The organism is Paenibacillus sp. FSL R10-2782 (genome assembly GCF_038592985.1).
Classification (GTDB): Bacteria; Bacillota; Bacilli; order Paenibacillales; family Paenibacillaceae; genus Paenibacillus; species Paenibacillus terrae_C.
In genome coordinates this window covers 5,516,904-5,535,867 of sequence record NZ_CP151951.1, presented here as the reverse complement: position 1 = coordinate 5,535,867, position 18,964 = coordinate 5,516,904, and the positions used below count along the sequence as shown (strand labels likewise).

11 protein-coding genes and 1 pseudogene are annotated in these 18,964 nt (G+C 43.3%); 9 read left to right on the top strand and 3 right to left on the bottom strand.

Features of this window, described 5'->3' with window-relative positions; genetic code table 11:
- The first annotated feature begins 502 nt into the window (after positions 1–502).
- The 6 genes from NST83_RS25190 (at position 503) to NST83_RS25165 (ending at position 6,524) form a co-directional block, all read left to right on the top strand.
- On the top strand, positions 503–1,435 hold the full coding sequence (locus tag NST83_RS25190; RefSeq protein ID WP_076292897.1) for an ABC transporter permease subunit: 933 nt from the start codon (positions 503–505) through the stop codon (positions 1,433–1,435).
- 46 nt (positions 1,436–1,481) lie between these two features.
- Positions 1,482–2,333 carry a carbohydrate ABC transporter permease gene (locus NST83_RS25185; protein ID WP_342418045.1) on the top strand — a complete coding sequence of 284 codons (852 nt, stop codon included), beginning with the start codon at positions 1,482–1,484 and terminating at the stop codon, positions 2,331–2,333.
- 54 nt (positions 2,334–2,387) lie between these two features.
- Positions 2,388–3,911 (top strand): ABC transporter substrate-binding protein, encoded by a 1,524-nt coding sequence (locus NST83_RS25180; protein WP_342416094.1) that lies wholly within the window; start codon positions 2,388–2,390, stop codon positions 3,909–3,911.
- Positions 3,912–3,929: 18 nt separating this feature from the next.
- Positions 3,930–4,748, top strand: a complete 819-nt coding sequence (locus NST83_RS25175) for a metallophosphoesterase (RefSeq protein ID WP_342416093.1) — start codon at positions 3,930–3,932, stop codon at positions 4,746–4,748.
- A gap of 102 nt (positions 4,749–4,850) precedes the next feature.
- Complete coding sequence (locus NST83_RS25170) at positions 4,851–5,633, top strand: tyrosine-protein phosphatase (RefSeq protein WP_076292894.1); 783 nt, start codon at positions 4,851–4,853, stop codon at positions 5,631–5,633.
- Positions 5,634–5,885: 252 nt separating this feature from the next.
- Positions 5,886–6,524: a TetR/AcrR family transcriptional regulator gene (locus NST83_RS25165; protein WP_076292893.1), complete on the top strand. Its 639-nt coding sequence runs from the start codon at positions 5,886–5,888 to the stop codon at positions 6,522–6,524.
- Between the two features lie 283 nt (positions 6,525–6,807).
- On the opposite strand, the gene NST83_RS25160 is transcribed toward NST83_RS25165, so the two are convergent.
- Entirely contained in the window at positions 6,808–6,945 is a 138-nt protein-coding gene (locus tag NST83_RS25160; RefSeq protein WP_342416092.1) for a hypothetical protein, read from the bottom strand.
- Between the two features lie 1,154 nt (positions 6,946–8,099).
- Between NST83_RS25160 and NST83_RS25155 the strand changes: the two genes are divergently transcribed.
- Positions 8,100–10,064 (top strand): translation factor GTPase family protein, encoded by a 1,965-nt coding sequence (locus tag NST83_RS25155; RefSeq protein ID WP_342416091.1) that lies wholly within the window; start codon positions 8,100–8,102, stop codon positions 10,062–10,064.
- A 253-nt stretch (positions 10,065–10,317) separates the two neighbouring features.
- Positions 10,318–10,455 (top strand): annotated as a pseudogene (locus NST83_RS25150) (IS30 family transposase); the annotation flags it as partial.
- 257 nt (positions 10,456–10,712) lie between these two features.
- Here the strand turns inward: NST83_RS25150 and NST83_RS25145 are convergent.
- Together NST83_RS25145 and NST83_RS25140 are read right to left on the bottom strand one after the other, a co-directional pair.
- A complete protein-coding gene (locus NST83_RS25145; protein WP_342416090.1) occupies positions 10,713–11,567 on the bottom strand; it encodes a hypothetical protein in 855 nt (284 codons plus the stop codon).
- A 5-nt stretch (positions 11,568–11,572) separates the two neighbouring features.
- Positions 11,573–12,094 carry a sigma-70 family RNA polymerase sigma factor gene (locus NST83_RS25140; RefSeq protein WP_342416089.1) on the bottom strand — a complete coding sequence of 174 codons (522 nt, stop codon included), beginning with the start codon at positions 12,092–12,094 and terminating at the stop codon, positions 11,573–11,575.
- A 711-nt stretch (positions 12,095–12,805) separates the two neighbouring features.
- Here NST83_RS25140 and NST83_RS25135 point away from each other — a divergent pair.
- Positions 12,806–18,946 (top strand): carboxypeptidase regulatory-like domain-containing protein, encoded by a 6,141-nt coding sequence (locus NST83_RS25135; RefSeq protein WP_342416088.1) that lies wholly within the window; start codon positions 12,806–12,808, stop codon positions 18,944–18,946.
- Positions 18,947–18,964 lie beyond the last annotated feature (18 nt).

Sequence of the window (18,964 nt, the reverse complement as noted above, 5' to 3'; positions counted from 1 at the left end):
CCGTGGTCGTGATGATATCTGAACCATGGAGATATTATCGTTTTTTACCCTCCAATCCAACCTGACCTGGCATTTTATAAAGATTTTTTATCTGAGTTGGCACTGGTCGAGGATCTTGTACAAAAATTGGTTGAAATCAGCCAATAATAGTAGCTTAGTTAGCGATTATGTAGTCATGTCAAACGATGGGCAGTTCGCCCGTTTATCAGGGGATACTTAAGGACTTGCAAAGTGAACGGGGACTGCCCCCCAAAACGTGAAACTCATCAAAACACCTTCAAGATCATGTCGTAAGATATGATCTTGAAGGTGTTTTTTTTATGACAACAAGAGCAAGTTAGGAAACTACTATATTTACACGTACTTAACGGGTAGTTAATTTAGTATTAATAAAGCTGTTTTATAATCAAGATGTTTACTTGTGGTAAATACCTAGTTACTTCTGGTAAATCTTTCTGTGATACTACTGACTTACTACAACAAAGAGGGAAGGATTTGTTTCATGACTCAGCTTGCATTTCAAAAGCGAATGAACAAAACGAAAAAATACTTTGTGCTTTTTCTGATGATGGTGCCTGGACTTGCATATTTGATTATTAACAATTATTTACCTCTATTTGGCATTATCATTGCCTTTAAAGATTACAACTACTCACAAGGCATTTTTAGAAGTGAATGGATCGGACTTGAAAACTTTGAATATCTTTTTAAAACAACGGATGCTTACATCATTACACGAAATACTATTCTGTACAATGGCGGCTTTATTATATTAAACCTTATTGTTGGCGTAAGTATTGCTATTTTTTTAAACGAAATTAAAAACCGCTTTATGTCACGTTTTTATCAAACCGCCATACTTATGCCTTATTTAATTTCGATGATTATCGTGGGTTATCTCGTATTTGCACTACTTAGTCTTGAAACTGGGTTTATTAACAAAACTATTTTACCTTGGCTTGGCATATCAGATATTTCATGGTATAGCGAGGCAAAATATTGGCCTTACATTTTAACTATCGTGCACATATGGAAAAGTGCCGGCTATCTATGTGTTATCTTTTTAGCCACTATTGTTGGTATCGACAATGAATACTATGAGGCGGCAAAATTAGATGGTGCAACAACTTGGCAACAAATTCGCACGATTACAATTCCACTTTTAATGCCTGTTGTCACGATTATGACTTTACTTCAAATTGGTAGAATTTTTTATTCTGACTTTGGATTATTTTATCAAGTACCGTTAAATGCAGGGGCATTGCAATCAACTACGAACGTTATTGATACTTATGTGTACCGTTCTTTAATGACACTAGGAGACATTGGAATGTCCTCTGCTGCAGGTTTGTATCAGTCGATTGTAGGCTGTGTGCTTGTATTTATATCCAACTATATTGTTAGAAAAATCAACAAAGATAACGCTATGTTCTAAGGAGGTAACTAGCTTGAAACAGCGACAACAAATTTGGCAAATAAGTATGCACGTGATCCTCTTTCTCATCTCAGCTATGTGTATTCTACCTTTTATTTTACTTGTTATTTCTTCTGTTACAGATGAAAGGACTATTTATTTGAATGGTTATTCTTTTATACCTGAAAAATTTAGTTTTGATGCTTATCAATATATTTGGCAAGATGCAGATCGGATTTTTCACGCGTATGGCATTACGATCATGGTTACTTTAATAGGTACGGTATGCGGATTAATTATTACTGCTTCACTTGCATACCCGTTATCACGAAAAGATATGCCCCTAAATAAATTTTTATCATTATTTGTTTTCTTCACGATGCTGTTTAATGGTGGTTTAGTGCCAACCTATCTCGTTTATACCCAGCTATTTGACTTAAAAAATACGATGCTGGCATTAATTCTACCTTCCTTGCTGACGAATGCTTTTTACATCATGTTAATGCGAACCTTTTTTATGACATCTATTCCTAGTGCTCTTATTGAGTCAGCAAAAATAGATGGAGCGGGTGAGTTTTTCACCTTTTTAAGAATTGTGTTACCTCTGTCCTTGCCGATACTTGCTACCGTTGGTTTATTTCTAACGATTCAATACTGGAATGATTGGTTTAATGGCATGGTTTATATAACAGACAGTAAGCTATACAGCTTACAAAACCTATTGAACCGTATTTTACTTGATATTCAGTATTTATCTAGCAGTGACTTTGGCACTCAAACAGAGCTGGCAGCAGACATTCCACAGGAATCTACACGTATGGCGCTTGCGGTAATTGGTGTCTTGCCGATCTTAATTGTGTATCCATTTTTCCAAAGATATTTTGTAAAGGGACTTACCGTTGGTGCAGTAAAAGGCTAAGGCTTACACCAGCTTCATACCGGTTAGCATAAAAAACAGAAGGAAGGTTCAAACATGAGAAGGAAGAGCTTTATTACCACGTTATTAATTGTAATTTCAACAGTTATGCTGCTTGGAGGGTGTAGTAGCAAAAATGGTAATGGCAACATGGACCATGCCAATTCGAATGATTCATCCCATGCAGCGGGTGAAAATCTTAAGCCGTATGAGGTAGTTATCGCATTTTATGGAAATGACCAAACCGATTTACAAGCAGTACAGGATGAAATGAGCAAAATCACGAAAGAAAAATTTAACGCAACAGTAAAGCTAATGCCTATTAGTCTAAGTGCTTGGGCGCAACAAACTAATTTAATGCTTGTCGGTAATGAGAAAGTGGACCTTATGTTTACTTCAACTTTGTTTAACTATGCATCACAGGTAGCGAAGGGGCAGCTTAGACCACTTAATGAGTTATTAGATAAATACGGTACTGGTATTAAAAGCGCACTTGCTCCTTATCAGCTCGAAGCCTCTCAAATCAACGGAGAAAAATACGCAGTTCCCAATGTCCGTGATATGGCTGCTTATTATGGGATTAATATGCGTAAAGACCTCGTGGACAAATATAAAATTGATCTAACCAAAATAAAAACGATTAATGATCTAGACGGTGTTTTTGAAATCATCAAGAAGAATGAGCCTGATGTCGTGCCATTAGTCGCAAAAAATCCAGGTACTGCTCCATTTACTGCTGGATATACGACCTATGATTCTCTAGGTGATGGAATTGGTGTCTTGCCTCATTATGATAATGGCTTAAAAGTTGTGAATTGGTTTGAAACAGAAGAGTATGCAAATCAGCTTAAGCTACTTAGAAGCTGGTATCAAAATGGATATGTATTAAAGGATGCTGCTACTAGTAAGCAGGATGGAAGAGAAATAATTAAAGCAGGAAAGGCATTTTCTTTCCTTTCTAATATGAAGCCTGGCTCTGACCAAGAAAATTCAAGAAGATTAGGTGTGGAATTTGTATCTGTTCCTCTAACGGAAGCTCATACAACTACGGATCTTATTGATTCTTTAATGTGGTCTATACCTGAAAACTCCAGTGATCCTGAAAGAGCAATGATGGTATTAAATTTGCTTTATTCAGATAAGGACTTTTACAACTTATTGGCATGGGGGATTCAGGACAAGCACTATGTAAAAACATCTGACAACGTTATTGACTATCCACCAGCTGTTGACTTGAAAAACATTGGATACAATTTTAATACGCCTTATATGTTCGGGAATCAATTCCTTTCCTATACATGGTCAACTGAGAAGCCAGATATCTACAAAAAAATTGATGACTTTAACAAATCTGCTACACAATCAAAAGCGCTTGGATTCTTATTCCATGTAGATAATGTGAAGACAGAGGTAGCTGCAGTAAATAATGTTATGTCTGAATTTCGTCTTGGATTAGAAACTGGAACGCTAGACCCTGTGGAAAATCTTCCTACGTTTATCGAAAAATTGAAGGCATCTGGTGTTGATAAAATTATTGCTGAAAAACAAAAGCAATTAGATGAATGGGCACAGACTAAATAAAGAGAGGATCAAAAGATTATGAAATTTATACACATTACAGATACACATATTAACGCTCCGGGAAATGCAAAACAGTTTCCAATTGCTCACCATGCTGAAAAAGTAGAGCAAGCATTTCGTCATATTCAAGAAACGAATGTAAAGCCTTCATTTGTACTTATTACAGGGGATATTTCGCATGAAGGAGATGTTGAGGATTACCGTTTTATCCGCTCACTTTTTAATAAGGCATCTGAGGAGCTAGGCGTACCTATTTATGTCGTGTTAGGCAACCATGATCATTTACCTGCATTTAGAGAAGGGTACCTGGGTGAAGATCCATCATCTGATAAATATTACTATTCTCAGCATGTAGAGGGGCTACGTATTATCGGTTTAAATTCCCAAATCCCAGGGCAACCAGGGGGGATCATTGATGAGACGCAATTAGTGTGGTTACAACAACAGCTAGAAGAGCCTGCAGTTAAAGGTACTGTTATTGCTCTGCATCACCCGCTTATTTATTTGGGCGATTATACTTTACCTGGCATGCTAGTAGAAAATCGTAATGATGTCATGCAAGCGATTAGTGGAACTGACGTCGTTGGTGTTTTCTCTGGACATATTCACTCCAATTATTTTGCGAATTATAACGATGTTTTGCATATTGCGGCAGCTGGTACTTCGTTCACAGCAGAGTTTACTGGAAATAAAGAGCATATTAGCTTTGTTGACTTGTGTGGTTATAGTGTTGTTACTGTTCATGAGGATGGTGTAACAGCTAAATATATTGATTTGCCACGTCCTCGTGGTGAATATATGAAAATACCTATTTCTGCTCTATCAGGTAAACACTAGTTATCACCCGCTATTTGTAAACTATATTTCAACTAAATGCTTATATCTAGCTTATAGCATTTAAACGCTCTGACCACAACTTATGAAATAGTAGGTGATAAGATGACGCAGATCCATCAGCAATGGAACGATTTAGAATACAGAGCCAATCTTCGACAGCTTGGCGGATACTACACAACAGACAGTAAAGTTATTAAAAATGGGCTTTTGTTTCGCTCAGGTGAACTGTATGCACTTAATGAAAATGATCTACAACTGCTAGAAGAAATAGAGATTCACTATATCGTAGACTTTCGAACAGAAAGTGAGCAGCAGCAAAAGCCAAATCCAACCATTGGTAAGGCTGTAGGTATTAGTTTGCCTGCACTAGGCGGATCTGTAAATCCGCAAGAAATGTTTTCGTACATTAAAAGTATGGGGGAGGCTGCAAAACAAGGCTCGTTACTACTTGGAGCGTATAAGCAATTTATTTCTACTCCTAAAGCTAAAGATGCTTATAAACGCTTTTTTCATTTACTGTTAGAAGCTAACGGCAAGCCTGTACTCTGGCATTGTACTGCTGGTAAGGATCGTACCGGTTTTGCAGCAGCGATATTATTACACGTATTAGGTGTACCTCTTAGTATGATTAGAGAGGATTACTTGCGAAGCAATCAAAATCGACTTGAAGCAAATAAGCAATGGATTGCTGCTATTAAAGAAGCTATTGGAGATGTAGAGGAGCTTAGTATTATTTCAGAAATGATGCTAGTAGAACCCAATTATCTGGATACAGCCTTTGAAGAAGCCGTGAAACAATACGGCTCATTAAATCAATATATAGAGGTAGCATTAGAGCTAACACCAGATAAACAAGCACTTTTAAAATCTATATATTTGGAGTAATCAACACAATAATATGTAGGGTGCTCGCTAAACTTTGTATCTAGAAATAGGTTGTAATATACTCTAGATAAAGGTTAGGCGAGCATTCTATTCATAGCATTTTGCATAATTCGATTGAATACGCTGGCGGGTGCAACATAGATGAACTGCGCGAATCTTTTTCAGTTCTAAAGCATATACTATGACATACAGATAATTGTAAATAAAAGGTCTTTATTTATATTTAACCAGGAAAGGGGGGTATTCTACATAATGTGGAAAGATAATCTGGAGCAACACAGAAACCAAAGAAGGGAAGATATTATCCAGACCTCGAAGAAGCTGTTCATTGAGCGAAGCTTAACCGAAGTAACCCTAAAAGATATTGTAGCGGCATGTGGCATCAGTAAAGTGACGCTATATAAATATTTCACTTCATTAGATGAAATTATTTTTCAAGTGCAAATAGATATATTATCGGGTTGGGTGGATAATAATAAAGAGACCAAATTAAAAGGTAACAATAGCTATGAAAAGCTTGAGTACATGCTTAAAAAGCAGTTATTAGATGCTGATAAAAACATGGAGACGATTCGATTTACTGCTATGTTTGATACATTATATCTAAATAACTATCCTACTCCGGAGCTAGAGCAGCAGTTTCGATCGTTTTTGCAAAGTGGAGCACATCCTTTTGTCTCGCTAATCCAAGCTGGTATACAAGATGGATCTATGCGGCAGGATATTGACGCTAGAGAAATTGGATATACGATCAGTAACATAGTTATGGCATCTCTACAGCGTAATCTATTACGTAGCAAGCTGCTGCAGCTTGACCAAAAAGTAAAGACTTCCGTTGTTTTGCAAAATACAATGAATATGATTTTAAATTTTGTAAAGCCACAAAAATAAATAATACGAGCATAAAGAGCGACCGTATAGATTGAAATCATTAGTTAGTTTAATGATCTTGCATCTATGCTTGTCGCTCTTTTTTGGTCATGGGAAATCCCAAAATTAATTATTGAAAATAAAGATTATCTTTGGGATGAGTATTCAAATCGTATTATTCAATTTATTTGCGGGAGCATATGGTTTCTGGACGACCTCAGCAAGTCGCTCGAAGACAAAGCTCTCGACCATGTCGGCTCGGACGGAGTTCGAACTGCAAACTCGGCTTCTACGGCTGCGGAAGCTATTGCATACGTAGTACCTTCGGTTGACGACAGTGCCATCCTTGAGCGTGTCCGGACGCGGTGTGCTCCAAGCCTCGTCCCGCACGTTGTACCTGATTTTCCCGACGTACACCGGGGTCTTGATGATCCGCATTCATACATCCCTCCTGAAAATGAAAATGACCCCTCGAAAAGGGGTCATGGTACTGGGTCACGAATATGATATATGTCCCAAAATTTTCTTGAACCGGTTCCAAACGAACGAAAAGAGTATAACGATCATTTGTTTAGATTACCCGTTTGTCTTCCCTTTCCATTCGCGCACAAATATTGCACCCAAAGTCGTATCTTTTTCGTGTAGCTACTAACCATTGGATCGATGTTTGCAGAAGACAACAAAAAAATAAAGTTTGAAGATTATTCCGATGAACAAAACTCTATGAAATGGAAGCAGCATCGGAAATACTCGGTGTTCCCAGAGAGTCAACTGATTAAGCATTTCGTTAACGAGACACGTTCAATGGCCATCCAGCAAGGGACGGCCTAAAAACTGCCGTTACAGACAGCGCGGAGAGCCGTACCATAAATAACTAATAAACTTTGATTGAAAAAGGAACGTGAAGGCGTTATTTGTGAAAATATTATTTCTAATGCTTGAGCAGAAAGGAGTTCGCTATAACGGTCGATTACTATTGAAATGAGGTATACAATGTGAAAATCAACGTTAATCAGTTAGCAGAGCATCTGGCGCACACTCCTTTTCAAGTACAAGTGCCCAAATGATGCTTTCTCGCTACATGATTTTGTTCGTAATGAGGAAGTCCATCCTAGCAGGGATCGACTTTTTTCAATACACTTGCCGTTACAAACAGCGCGGTGAACCGTATCATAAGTAGGGCGAAACTTGAAATTGCGAAATTTATCAGGACTATAAAAAGCGGCAGTCTTCAACTTTTTCGTTGACTGCCGTCTTTCTTTTACATTACTAATACAGATTAGAATGGTGTAGATTCGGTGCCTGTAAAGACTGCATTCGAGATAGTTCTCCGAAATCATCGCATCAATCTCTGAACTTGCCAAGCTCACTTTAAAGGTATGTTTGAGGAAAGTTTCCTTCATGCAAGCGGTAAATCAGTTTCAAGGTTCCGTTTAAGCGATAGTACATTAATTATATTTTAATCTGGAGAAATCGCTCAACATAAATGTAACTCGTTGCTTTTATCTTCCGCCTATGAAAAAAGACCCTCTCTCCCGATTTCTATGCTTTAATAAAATGAGCAGTATCAACAAGAAGCGTTGAAAGTGGGATTCTATGAAGCGACTAACGATTGGCCTGTTCGCCCATGTGGATGCAGGTAAGACAACTTTTGCGGAACAGCTACTGTACCATACGAACAGTATCCGGTCGCGGGGGCGGGTGGATCATCAGGATGCGTTTCTGGACAGCCACGACATTGAGCGGGCAAGGGGCATTACGGTGTTTGCAGATCAGGCGGTAATTGAATATAAAGGAGACAGCTATTATTTGATAGACACGCCCGGACACGTCGATTTCTCCCCGGAGATGGAGCGGGCGATTCAGGTCATTGATTATGCCATCCTGATTGTAAGCGCAGTTGAAGGTGTCCAGGGCCATACGGAGACGGTCTGGCAGCTGCTGCGCAAGCATCGGATTCCGACGTTCTTCTTTATCAACAAGACAGATCGGATCGGCGCGGATGCAGGCAGAACCGAGGCGGATATCCGTCAGCAGTTGACGGGGGAAGTATGCTGCATTACACAGAGCTTCGCTGAAGGCATAGTCGGCGAGCCGCTGCGGGAGACCATGGCGGAGCGGGACGAAGCCTTGCTGGAAGCATTCCTGGAGGGGAGAGAGGATTCCGGCTTCTGGCTGGAGGCTTTGCAGAGGATGATAGCGGCGGGTCATCTCTTCACCTGTGCTTACGGCTCTGCGCTTCAGGATACAGGCGTCATTGAATTTCTGGATCAGCTACATCTGCTGACGACAACCACTTATGACGAGAATGCTTCGTTCCAGGGGAGGGTTTATAAAATTCGGCACGATGCAGGCGGAGCGAGACTCACGTTCATTAAGGCGCTGGGTGGTCGGCTGAAGGTGAGAGAACAGCTTAGTTACGAGAGCGGCGGGGTTCAATATGACGAAAAAGTTACGCGGCTCTTCTTGTTTAACGGCCTTAAATCGCAGCCAGTGGAGCAAGTGGAAGCTGGCGATTTGTTTGCGGTTACTGGCTTGTCCGCCGCCGGGGCTGGACAAGGCTTGGGGGCGATATCAGACAAGTTAGCTTACGATTCGGAGCCGACGTTACAATCGAAGGTATTATTCGACAACTCGATACATGTACAGAAGGTGCTCGGTGCTTTTCGCAAGCTGGAGGCGGAGGAGCCGTCTCTGAACGTCGTTTGGGATGAGAAACTGCAGGAGATTTCTATCCGCGTCATGGGATTGATTCAACTGGAAGTGCTGGAGCAGCTTGTTAGAGAGCGGTTTGGCTTTGCTATCTCTTTTGGACAACCGGAAATCTTGTATAAGGAAACGATTCAATCGGCTGTGAAAGGGTACGGCCACTTCGAACCGCTCAGGCATTATGCGGAAGTGCATCTGCTGATTGAACCGGGAGAAAGGGGCAACGGCATCATGTTCGATAGCAGATGTCATGCCGATGATCTGAATGTCAGCTATCAGAATCTGATTCGGAATCATCTCTACGAACGGGAGCATCACGGACTGCTGACTGGCATGCCGGTCACCGACGTGAACATTACGCTACTGAGGGGCCGCGCGCATAAAGAACATACCCATGGCGGCGATTTTCGTGAGGCTGCCTTTCGAGCACTACGGCAGGGTCTGGAGAAGGCGGACAACGTGCTGTTGGAGCCCTATTACGATTTCAAAATCAAGGTCGCTATCGATGAAATGGGCAGGGTACTGTCCGATATTCAGCGTGCTTCAGGTATTTTTAATCCGCCGCAGACAACCGGAACGCAAGCGGTGGTCACGGGCAGGGTGCCCGTGTCGACTTTCATGAACTACAGTGCCGAATTTGCATCCTTTACGCATGGACGAGGCAGTATCCGTTGCGTGTTCAGCGGCTACGACCGCTGCCATAATACGGAGGAAGTCATAGAACGGATGGGCTACCACAAAGGGGCGGATCCACTGTATACATCCTCCTCCATCTTTTGCGCCAAGGGGGCGGGTTACTCGGTGCCATGGGATGAGGCGGAAGCCAAGATGCACCTTGAATTAGAACCTTGAATGATCTCTATTAGGAAACTAAGCAACTAAGAAATTATCGTGAGTAGTAAATCTAATAATGTGCTGTTGAGAAGATTCATTGAACCATATCATAAGTAAGGCAAGTTTTTACCCCCCCCCTTTTTTGCAACGAAACCAGTATTTCGAGGGCAATCTGCGGCCAGGAGCAGATTCCTATAAGGCTTAGTTATCCTTTCAAACACAACTTTTTTAAAGACGGATTGTAATCTGTTAGGGCGTTTCAAACAGCGGAGGTAAAGAATTCGCTTGTTACGCGAACCTGGAAACCACACATGGCGTGCAGATCTACTTTGCTGACCCATACTCTTCCTGGCAAAGAGGGTCGAATGAGAATGCGAACGGTTTGCTTCGAGAGTTCTTTCCTAAAGGGGGGGGAGTAAAGATCTCCCCTAGGGAAATATGAAGAAATTTGAAAATTTTATTTACAAACAATTCCGGCCAAACATTTTGTTCATGGGGATTATAATCGCATAACAAATAGAAGGGAACAAAAAACCGTCGATCATTTTCAGATTAACGGTTTCAAAAATTCAATTTTTCCATGTATGCCTCGACTATTTTGAAGCATTCTAGAGCAGCGGGTTTTGAGGGTGTAGGTCTTTTATAAGTAGGGTAGGGATCAAACTACTATTTTGGGTTAGCGTTACTCATCCAATGGGCTACATAAAGCTGGCTTACAGCCTCCTCTTCTTTTTGCTGTTTCATTTGCTGTAACAGCGTTTCTGCTTGCGCCAGATTGTCAAATCCACCTATTACCACTACAAACTTGCCAGTGCGGGTTTTAACCATGCTGCTTCCTTTATCATGAAACTGTTCGGCCAGCATGGCCAGTGCTTCCCCCTCTTCCATGTCCTCACTTCGCACAAAGAACAACTCTCGCGGCTGCGAACGGTTTGCAGCAGAGAACAGCTTAAGCTGGATGTAGCCAGGATCTTTATACTCTGATACGGAATAATCCACATTCTCCTTAAGCTCAATTACAAAGCGGACTGCCGAATCATCCAGAATAATATTACGATATACATCTTTCACATAATTAAGAGCTCGAATATCCTTCTCCATTTTGACATAATCAAGCTCACGTACTCCGTTAAAGGTGAAAACTAGCCGATCTGGACCTGCAAGTCGCTCTACGGTGTAGGCTGGAGCAGACGCAAGCTGATTGCCATCGATCTTGAAATGAATGCTTAACGAGTCGCTTTCCTGTTTGGTTGTTGCGACTGCCCCATCTGTGGATTGTCCCCCGCCGCCTATTTGAAAGATTTTCACGACAGACCCGATGATTGGTACATCAGACAGCGCCAGAGCTACGGTTGGCACATTAACTGTAATGACCATAGCCGCGCAGGCCGCAACCAAAGAAGAACCGCGCCACACTCGTCTATTCCGTTTCATTTTATGTGCACGCTTGCGAGCATCCTGAATCACTTCTGAAAGACTGGACGGAATTTCGATCTCATCATATTTTTCTTTACCATACATCTGCTTCAACCTTCTTTCTTCGTTAGTTGTAATTTGAGCTTATTGAGAATGCGATAAAACTTGCTTTTTACAGTATTTTCTGAAAGTGAAAGCACCTCAGCAATATCCTTGAATCGCTGGCCTTCAAAAAATTTTAGAATGATAAAGGACCTTTCCTCAGGCTTCAAAACTTCAAGGGCCTTGTACAAATCCATCTTTTCTTCCAAACTTATATTCGAATCTGCGGATGTTAGCGAATGTTGGCTGTCCTCTATATACGTATATTTCTTCTTCCGCCTTGAGTGATCAATCGCACAGTTGATGACAATCCTCGCAATCCAAGTTTCTACATAGTCCAGACTCTCCAGTTTCTTATATGAGAGAAAAGCCCTATACGATGCCTCTGATACGATCTCAAGCGCATCCTGTTGATTCTTGACGTATGAGTATGCAATCCGGTACATTCGTTCTTTGTATCCCATCAGCCGGTCGCTAAACTGTTGTTCGGTTAACGACGCGTTTGCTTTGTTCAGTTGATACACCCCCATTGCTGGTTATACCTCGACTTTCATTGTTTATTGTGTAATGTATGTTAGACAGATCAGCGTCCCAAATAGTTTCATCATTCTGATGGATTTTTTTCACCCCGCTAATTAGCTGTCTTTCGACAAAAAAGGTTAACTTAACTTGAAAATAGGGATTCATTGCCTCTGAGACTTTAAGTTTTAGAGTTTTTTTGTTCTTCTTGCTCAGATATACGACCACGTCTTACGATTTAAACTATGAAAAAAGTTTTGGTGAAAATGTAGTTATCATGAGCTGATTTCTTAAGGATCACAATAAAATTGTGTTTTGAAAAAGCAAATATTCTTCAACATTGTCAGACAAGATACTAGGAAGAAGGAACTACTACATCTACCAGCAAGCCAATCAGTTCCTAAGAGTCGATCGGTTGTTTAGTTTTTGTATAGGTCCTTCGTAATATAATGTTGAAATACGTCGTGTAGACTGTGCGTATTCTGCCATTTGCAGTATGTAAGTGGCAAAGACCATCGAAGGAGAGGGGAAGATAGCTACTAAGTATGATCAACAGCCAGCACCCCACGGCACTTACACGTTCATCTGGAACTCCGCAAGAGTTTCGATGATATAAAGGCTGCTGGGATCAAGCCAATAGCATATGTTTATTCGCTTGAGCGGTTAAATCGAGGAAATGAGCTCGATATAGAAAAAAATCTGGCAATAAAGGGGTAATTTGTTTGAAAAGAAAACGCAGTTTGAGCAAAGCTGTGCTATCTCTCTGCCTAGCAGTTTTGCTTGTCTTGCAGACGGTGACGTTCTCTGCTGTCGCGTTTGCGGAGAGAACGTCAGACGGTTTCGGGACGGCGGACGAACCGTCGTCGGTATCTGAGGCAGTGTACGCTGCGCCGACCGAACCGTTGCTAGTACCAGAGGCGGTGTTGGCTATGCCGGCCAATCTCGTAGCGATGGCGGCAGTCCCGACGGACAAAACGGCGGTGTTCATGGATGCTAATTCAACCTTTCCGCTGGAAGTGACGCAGGGGAATGCTGTTATTGATCCAAACGGTATTATTCAGGGTAGACAGCCATTTACTCTCAAATCGGAAGGTCTGAAGGTGCCAGTGAATGGTGATGACTCTAATCCGACAAATGCGAATCTCGACCTATACATTCAGAAGGGTGACTGGATCGAGCTGAAAAGAGAAGACTACTTCAAGGAAGTGGTGTTGCCGACAACTAATAAAACCCTGAATGCACAGACTGAATCAGGTATGAAACAGCTTGGTACCGCCTATTTCACTCCAAATAGCATCAGGATTGTATTTAACGGTGATGATAACTTTTTCAATGGTGTTGGACGAGGTATTGTCTTCAGCTTTGAAACTACTGCCGATGCAGATGTAACGGGAATGGAGTATGGCGATATAAAGCCTATCAACATCTTTGGCGGTGCTTATCAGCTAGAGAACCCAAATGTTACAGCAGCGTATAGCATTACTTTAAGCTCGCCTGGAATGATCAGGTGGGATCAGTATAGTTATCGCGGAATTCAACCGGCACAATTTGTTGAGGGAGCGATTACTTGGCAGTCAAGCGTATCTGCATTCGATCAGTTTGATAAAACAATCAAATTACCGCTAGACGGGAAGACATTTTATACGAATCCTTCAACTTATAATACCAGCTTTGGAAATGTCCGCGGTATCTATATGGAGGATTCATTCAAAGTAAATGACCAAAATGTAACTCCAGACATTGGGGCAGACGGATCGCTGACTTACACTTTCCCACAGGGAACAGGTGTAGATCCAAAGGTTGAATATAAAACATGGATTCCAAAGGAAGCCTATTATTACGAGCACCGGAATCCGCCAGGCAATCTTGGTCGCAGCTATCGGGATATGAATGGCAAAGTGGAACTGAGACAGGACAATAATATGTTGGTGCAGGCAGGTCAGGAAATTTCTTTCGCACCCGACTGGATTCAAGCCAGCGCCTCGTATGACAATCCTAATGAAACAATCACATGGAAAGTCACTGTTAACCAGTATAACAAAAAAGGTTTAAAGAACTTTACCATCACAAATGTACTACCTGAAGGGCTGGATTTTACTTCAGCCACATGGCAGACATGGGTGGATGGCACTGCATCTGAGGTACAATCAATTGCACCGGATGCGAACAGTGTTTATTCCTTTGGGGACATTAACGGTAAAGTGGAATTAGTGATTAAGACTAAGGTGAAAAACGGTTCAAATTTCAGAATCGATCCACGCGCTAACTGGAATTTGGACACACCAGGCGGTATTCAGAACAATGATGTGATAACTGGTATAAGACCTGCCGCAGTAACTGACGAGGCAATCGTTACTATTGGTGCGCATAATTTTACAAAAAATGGATCTGTTTCGATGGAGGATTATAACCTGGGCGGCATCACGTGGAGCGTTAATCTAACGCCACAGTATGCCCTGCCAAATGCGGCGGTATACGATGTGCTGGTGCATGGCGGAGATTTGAACGTCTTGGACAACGCAGTGGATGCAACCGGCGAGGTGAGCGCGGAAACGATTGCGAAAATCAAGGCGAATGTTAATACTGCTCAGCTTTGGAAGCAATATCGCGAAGGTACTCTCAAGAGCGCAAACGGCTTAACCTTGAAGGTTATCCCTTTGACAGTGAACGGTGAAGTCGTAGCCGATTTGATCAAGGTAACCGGATACACCGACAAAGCTGCATCCTTCAGCTTCCGTTCACTTGAGACCAAGCCGGATATCCTCTTCAGACAGGATATTAACGCAGGGAAAATAAGCTGGAATCGGGCCTTGCTCTTTGACGGCGAAACCGTAAAAACTGCTGCGGAAAACGCTGTTAATCTTCATCTGCGTATGCTGAACAAGGATATGCTCTTTGCGTCGAAGCCATTGAAAGCAGATGGTACACTTGAAAATGTTAATCCAAATAACGTAAATAACTACATTAGAAACGACAGCAATGAAGCGTGGACGATTTCTGGCTATGACAGGACAACCAAGACTGTTACATTCCGCTTAGGGGTGAATATGCCAGGATACAACACAGAAGAAATGGCTAAGGACGGTGGTAGCCGAGTAATCAGCAACATCAAGCTAGTGGATACACTGCCTGAAGGCTGGGAATTCGTGCCGTTTTCTGAGAGCAAAGATGTTGAGCTTTGGAAAGGCTACTCGGACAATGGTGGAGGCACCGAGTATGGTGTCCGAAACGACGCCAGAACAATTATTGAACCAGGCACTAATGCTCATGTGGTAAGCTTCTCCCATAATGAAAACGTAGGAACTTTCACCTTCTCTAAATTGGAAAGTCCTTATGTCATTTTGGTAAAGGCAAGACCATCCAATGTGGCATTAGGCAAATATTTAGAGGAATACACGACCAACGGCACAGACAAGCAGGTGCTGTATAACAAAGCCGACCTTCATATGACATGGGGCGGAGAGGAAAAGGTTCTCACTGAACAACGTAAGATTATCGTACCTATTCAGACCTTGGGCAAGTCGGTAACTAAGCCAGTTCCAGGGGTGCTGGAATGGACAGTGAACTATACCCCGCCATTTAACATGAAGCAGGGCGTTTATCTGCAGGATACCCTAGGTGCAGGCATGAACCTGCGCTATGAAGAAAACGGAAAGCTTGTGCTGACAGCGCCTAGTATGGCAGTCTATCGTGCTAAACTGACTGCCAGCGGTGCTCTGGAACGAGAGGGCGCAGCACTGGATCTAAGCGACCCGAATGCTGAAGTTCAGGTAGAAGCTGCACCAGGCGCGGGAGGCACCACAGTTTTAAAATTCAAAATGAACGACCCTAATAAGTTTTACCAGTTTGTGTACCAAACAGAGGTTGATTCATCTAAAGCGAAAGCCGGAGACAAAATGGGCAACGAGGTAAAGCTGGAGGGTGATGACAATCTGAAATCTGTCAGTGCCAGAAGCGAAAGCACGCTGGACAGTTCGGACGTAGCCGGCAGTTCAAGCTCCAATGCCCTGCTGCCCATGAAAAAGGTGGATCCTAATGGCAATCCGCTAAAAGGCGTAGAGTTTACGCTCTATAAGAAGGACGATGGAACTCAAATCGCCAAAGGAACAACCGATAGCGGAGGGAAACTTAATCTGCTATTCCCAGATCCAGGGTATTATGAGCTGAAGGAAACTTATATTGACACAACGACATGGTTGCCGACTACAAGAATTTATCAGGTGTACGTAGGGAATACGCCCGGGAAGCCCATCTGGGTAGATGGCGTAAAAGTAACCTCTGATAATCCGCTGGTCGTACCTACGCCGGCGCAAGGAAAGCTGACTATCAGCAATAAGGTTGGAGGAAACGGCAGCGATTCTTCCAAGGAATTTGAATACACCGTGACCTTTACCGGCGAAGGCAAGGACGGAAAGTACACCTATAAGAAGCCGGATAATACGTTTGGCACGATCAAGAGCGGAGATAAGATTACCCTCAAGCACGGGGAATCTGTGACGCTCCCGATATTGCCTGCGGATCTGGTCTATACCGTAACAGAGGCCGATTATACGACCGTTGACGGTTATATCACCACGCCGGAGACGAGAGAGCTGTCCGGCACAATCGTGAACAAAGGCGACCACAAGGCGGATTTCATCAATGAACGGACCGTCAACAAACTGACCGTCAGCAATACGGTCATGGGCAACGGCGGCGACAAGACGAAGATGTTCGAGTACACCGTCGTCTTTGAGGATGCAGGCAAGGATGGAAGCTACTCTTACTTGAAGTCGGGCGGGGGCACAGGTACGATCAAGTCCCGCGATACCTTCAAGCTCAAGCATGGAGAGACACTGGATATTTCGGGTCTGCCTAAGGGTCTGAAATACACAATTACCCAGAAGGAATACACAGCCGACGAATACGTGACCATTCCTGAGGAACGGTATTATACCGGTGTCATGGAGGGCAAAGATGAAGATGCCCCGTTTACGAACGTGCGAGTCTTGGAGGGCGACTTGCTAATCAGCAACACGATTAAAGGCAAAGACGACGACAAAAAGAAGCCGTTCAAGTACACAGTCACCTTCACAGGCGAGAGAGCGAACGAATCCTACTCTTATGTGAAGTCGGATGGCAGTAAGGGCACGATCAAGAGCGGAGAGACCTTCGAGCTTACAGATGGCCAGACGCTCATTGTGCAAGGACTTCCGACATATCTCCAGTATAAGGTGACCCAGGATGATTATACGAAAGACGGCTATGTGACAGATCCTGAAAGTCTCGTTCGCACAGGCACCATTCCACAGAAAAAAGCGGCCGAAGCACACTTTGTCAATACCCGCCCGTATCTGGAAGGCGTGCTGCGTGATAACAACACAGGAGAAGTCATTCCGAATGCCCCCATCACGGTGACCGATCTGAACACAGGCAAGGAGCTTCAGACGAAGACAAATGAGAAGGGTGAATATTCGGTCCCAGCCGCAGCGGATACCGACTATACGATCACATATACGAAGTGGTATCAGGTAGGTGGGAAGGATGTGCCTGTCGAGTTCACGCAAAAAGCAAATGTGGACGGTAGCGTGACGGACGAGACCGTTCCGGCGGACATTACGGCGGTAGGGATCGTTCTGTTCAAGCAGCTGAATGGAGCAAAAGAGCTATTCAACGATTCGTTTACCAACCATATGCATATCTATTTGAAGGACAAGGACGGCAATTATATTAAGGAGAACGGTCGTCCTAAGGCGTTTCCGATGGCTTCGAACGGAACTTTCTCTGTGGAAGGGCTAAGCGAGCAGAAGTACACCATGGAAGTTCGCTATAAAGCTGAGACCGGCGAGGAACTGCTCCTCAAAGTGACGCAACTGGACGTGAAAGCTAACGGAGAGCTGAATATTTCCGAGGAATTGGTCGACCCTTATGGTACGGTTTATGATGAAACGACAGGAGATGCCATCACTGGCAAGAAAATTGACGGAGCCAAAGTTACACTGTATTATGCGGATACGAAGCGGAATAGAGATAACGGCCGCATTCCGGGTACGAAAGTAACGCTTCCTCCGGTTCCAAATTTTCCACCGCACAACAACGAGAGCCCGGAGCAGGATAGCGATGCAAATGGCTCCTATGCGTACATGGTGTTTCCTGAAGCGGATTACTATCTGATCGTAACGAAGGACGGATACGAGACGCACCGGAGTGATACGATTTCTGTCGATTTTGACATTATAAAATACGACGTGCCAATGAAGCCGATCAGTTCCGGTGGCGGCTCCGGCGGCAACTCCGGCAACGGTAACAGCGGAACCGGCAATGGCAACAACGGAACCGACAACGGCAACAACGAAACCGGCAATGGTAACAGCGGAACCGGCAACGGTAACAGTGGAACCGACAACGGCAACAACGGAACCGGCAACGGTAACAGTGGAACCGGCAACGGTAACAGTGGAACCGACAACGGTAACAACGGAACCGACAACGGTAACAACGGAACCGACAACGGTAACAACGGAACCGACAACGGTAACAACGGAACCGACAACGGTAACAACGGAACCGACAACGGTAACAGCGGAACCGACAACGGTAACAACGGAACCGACAACGGTAACAGCGGAACCGACAACGGTAACAACGGAACCGACAACGGTAACAACGGAACCGACAACGGTAACAACGAAACCGACAACGGTAACAACGAAACCGACAACGTCGGCAACGGAACTGACAACGTCGGCAACGAGCTGGACGATGCTCCGAAAACCGGAGACAACAGCGTATCACCAATCTTCTATATGGTTTTGGCGCTGATGTCCTTGATGACGATTGGGTTCTGTCTACTCGGTAACAAGAAGAACAAGCACATCCAGTGACCGGGAAGGCGGTAAGAA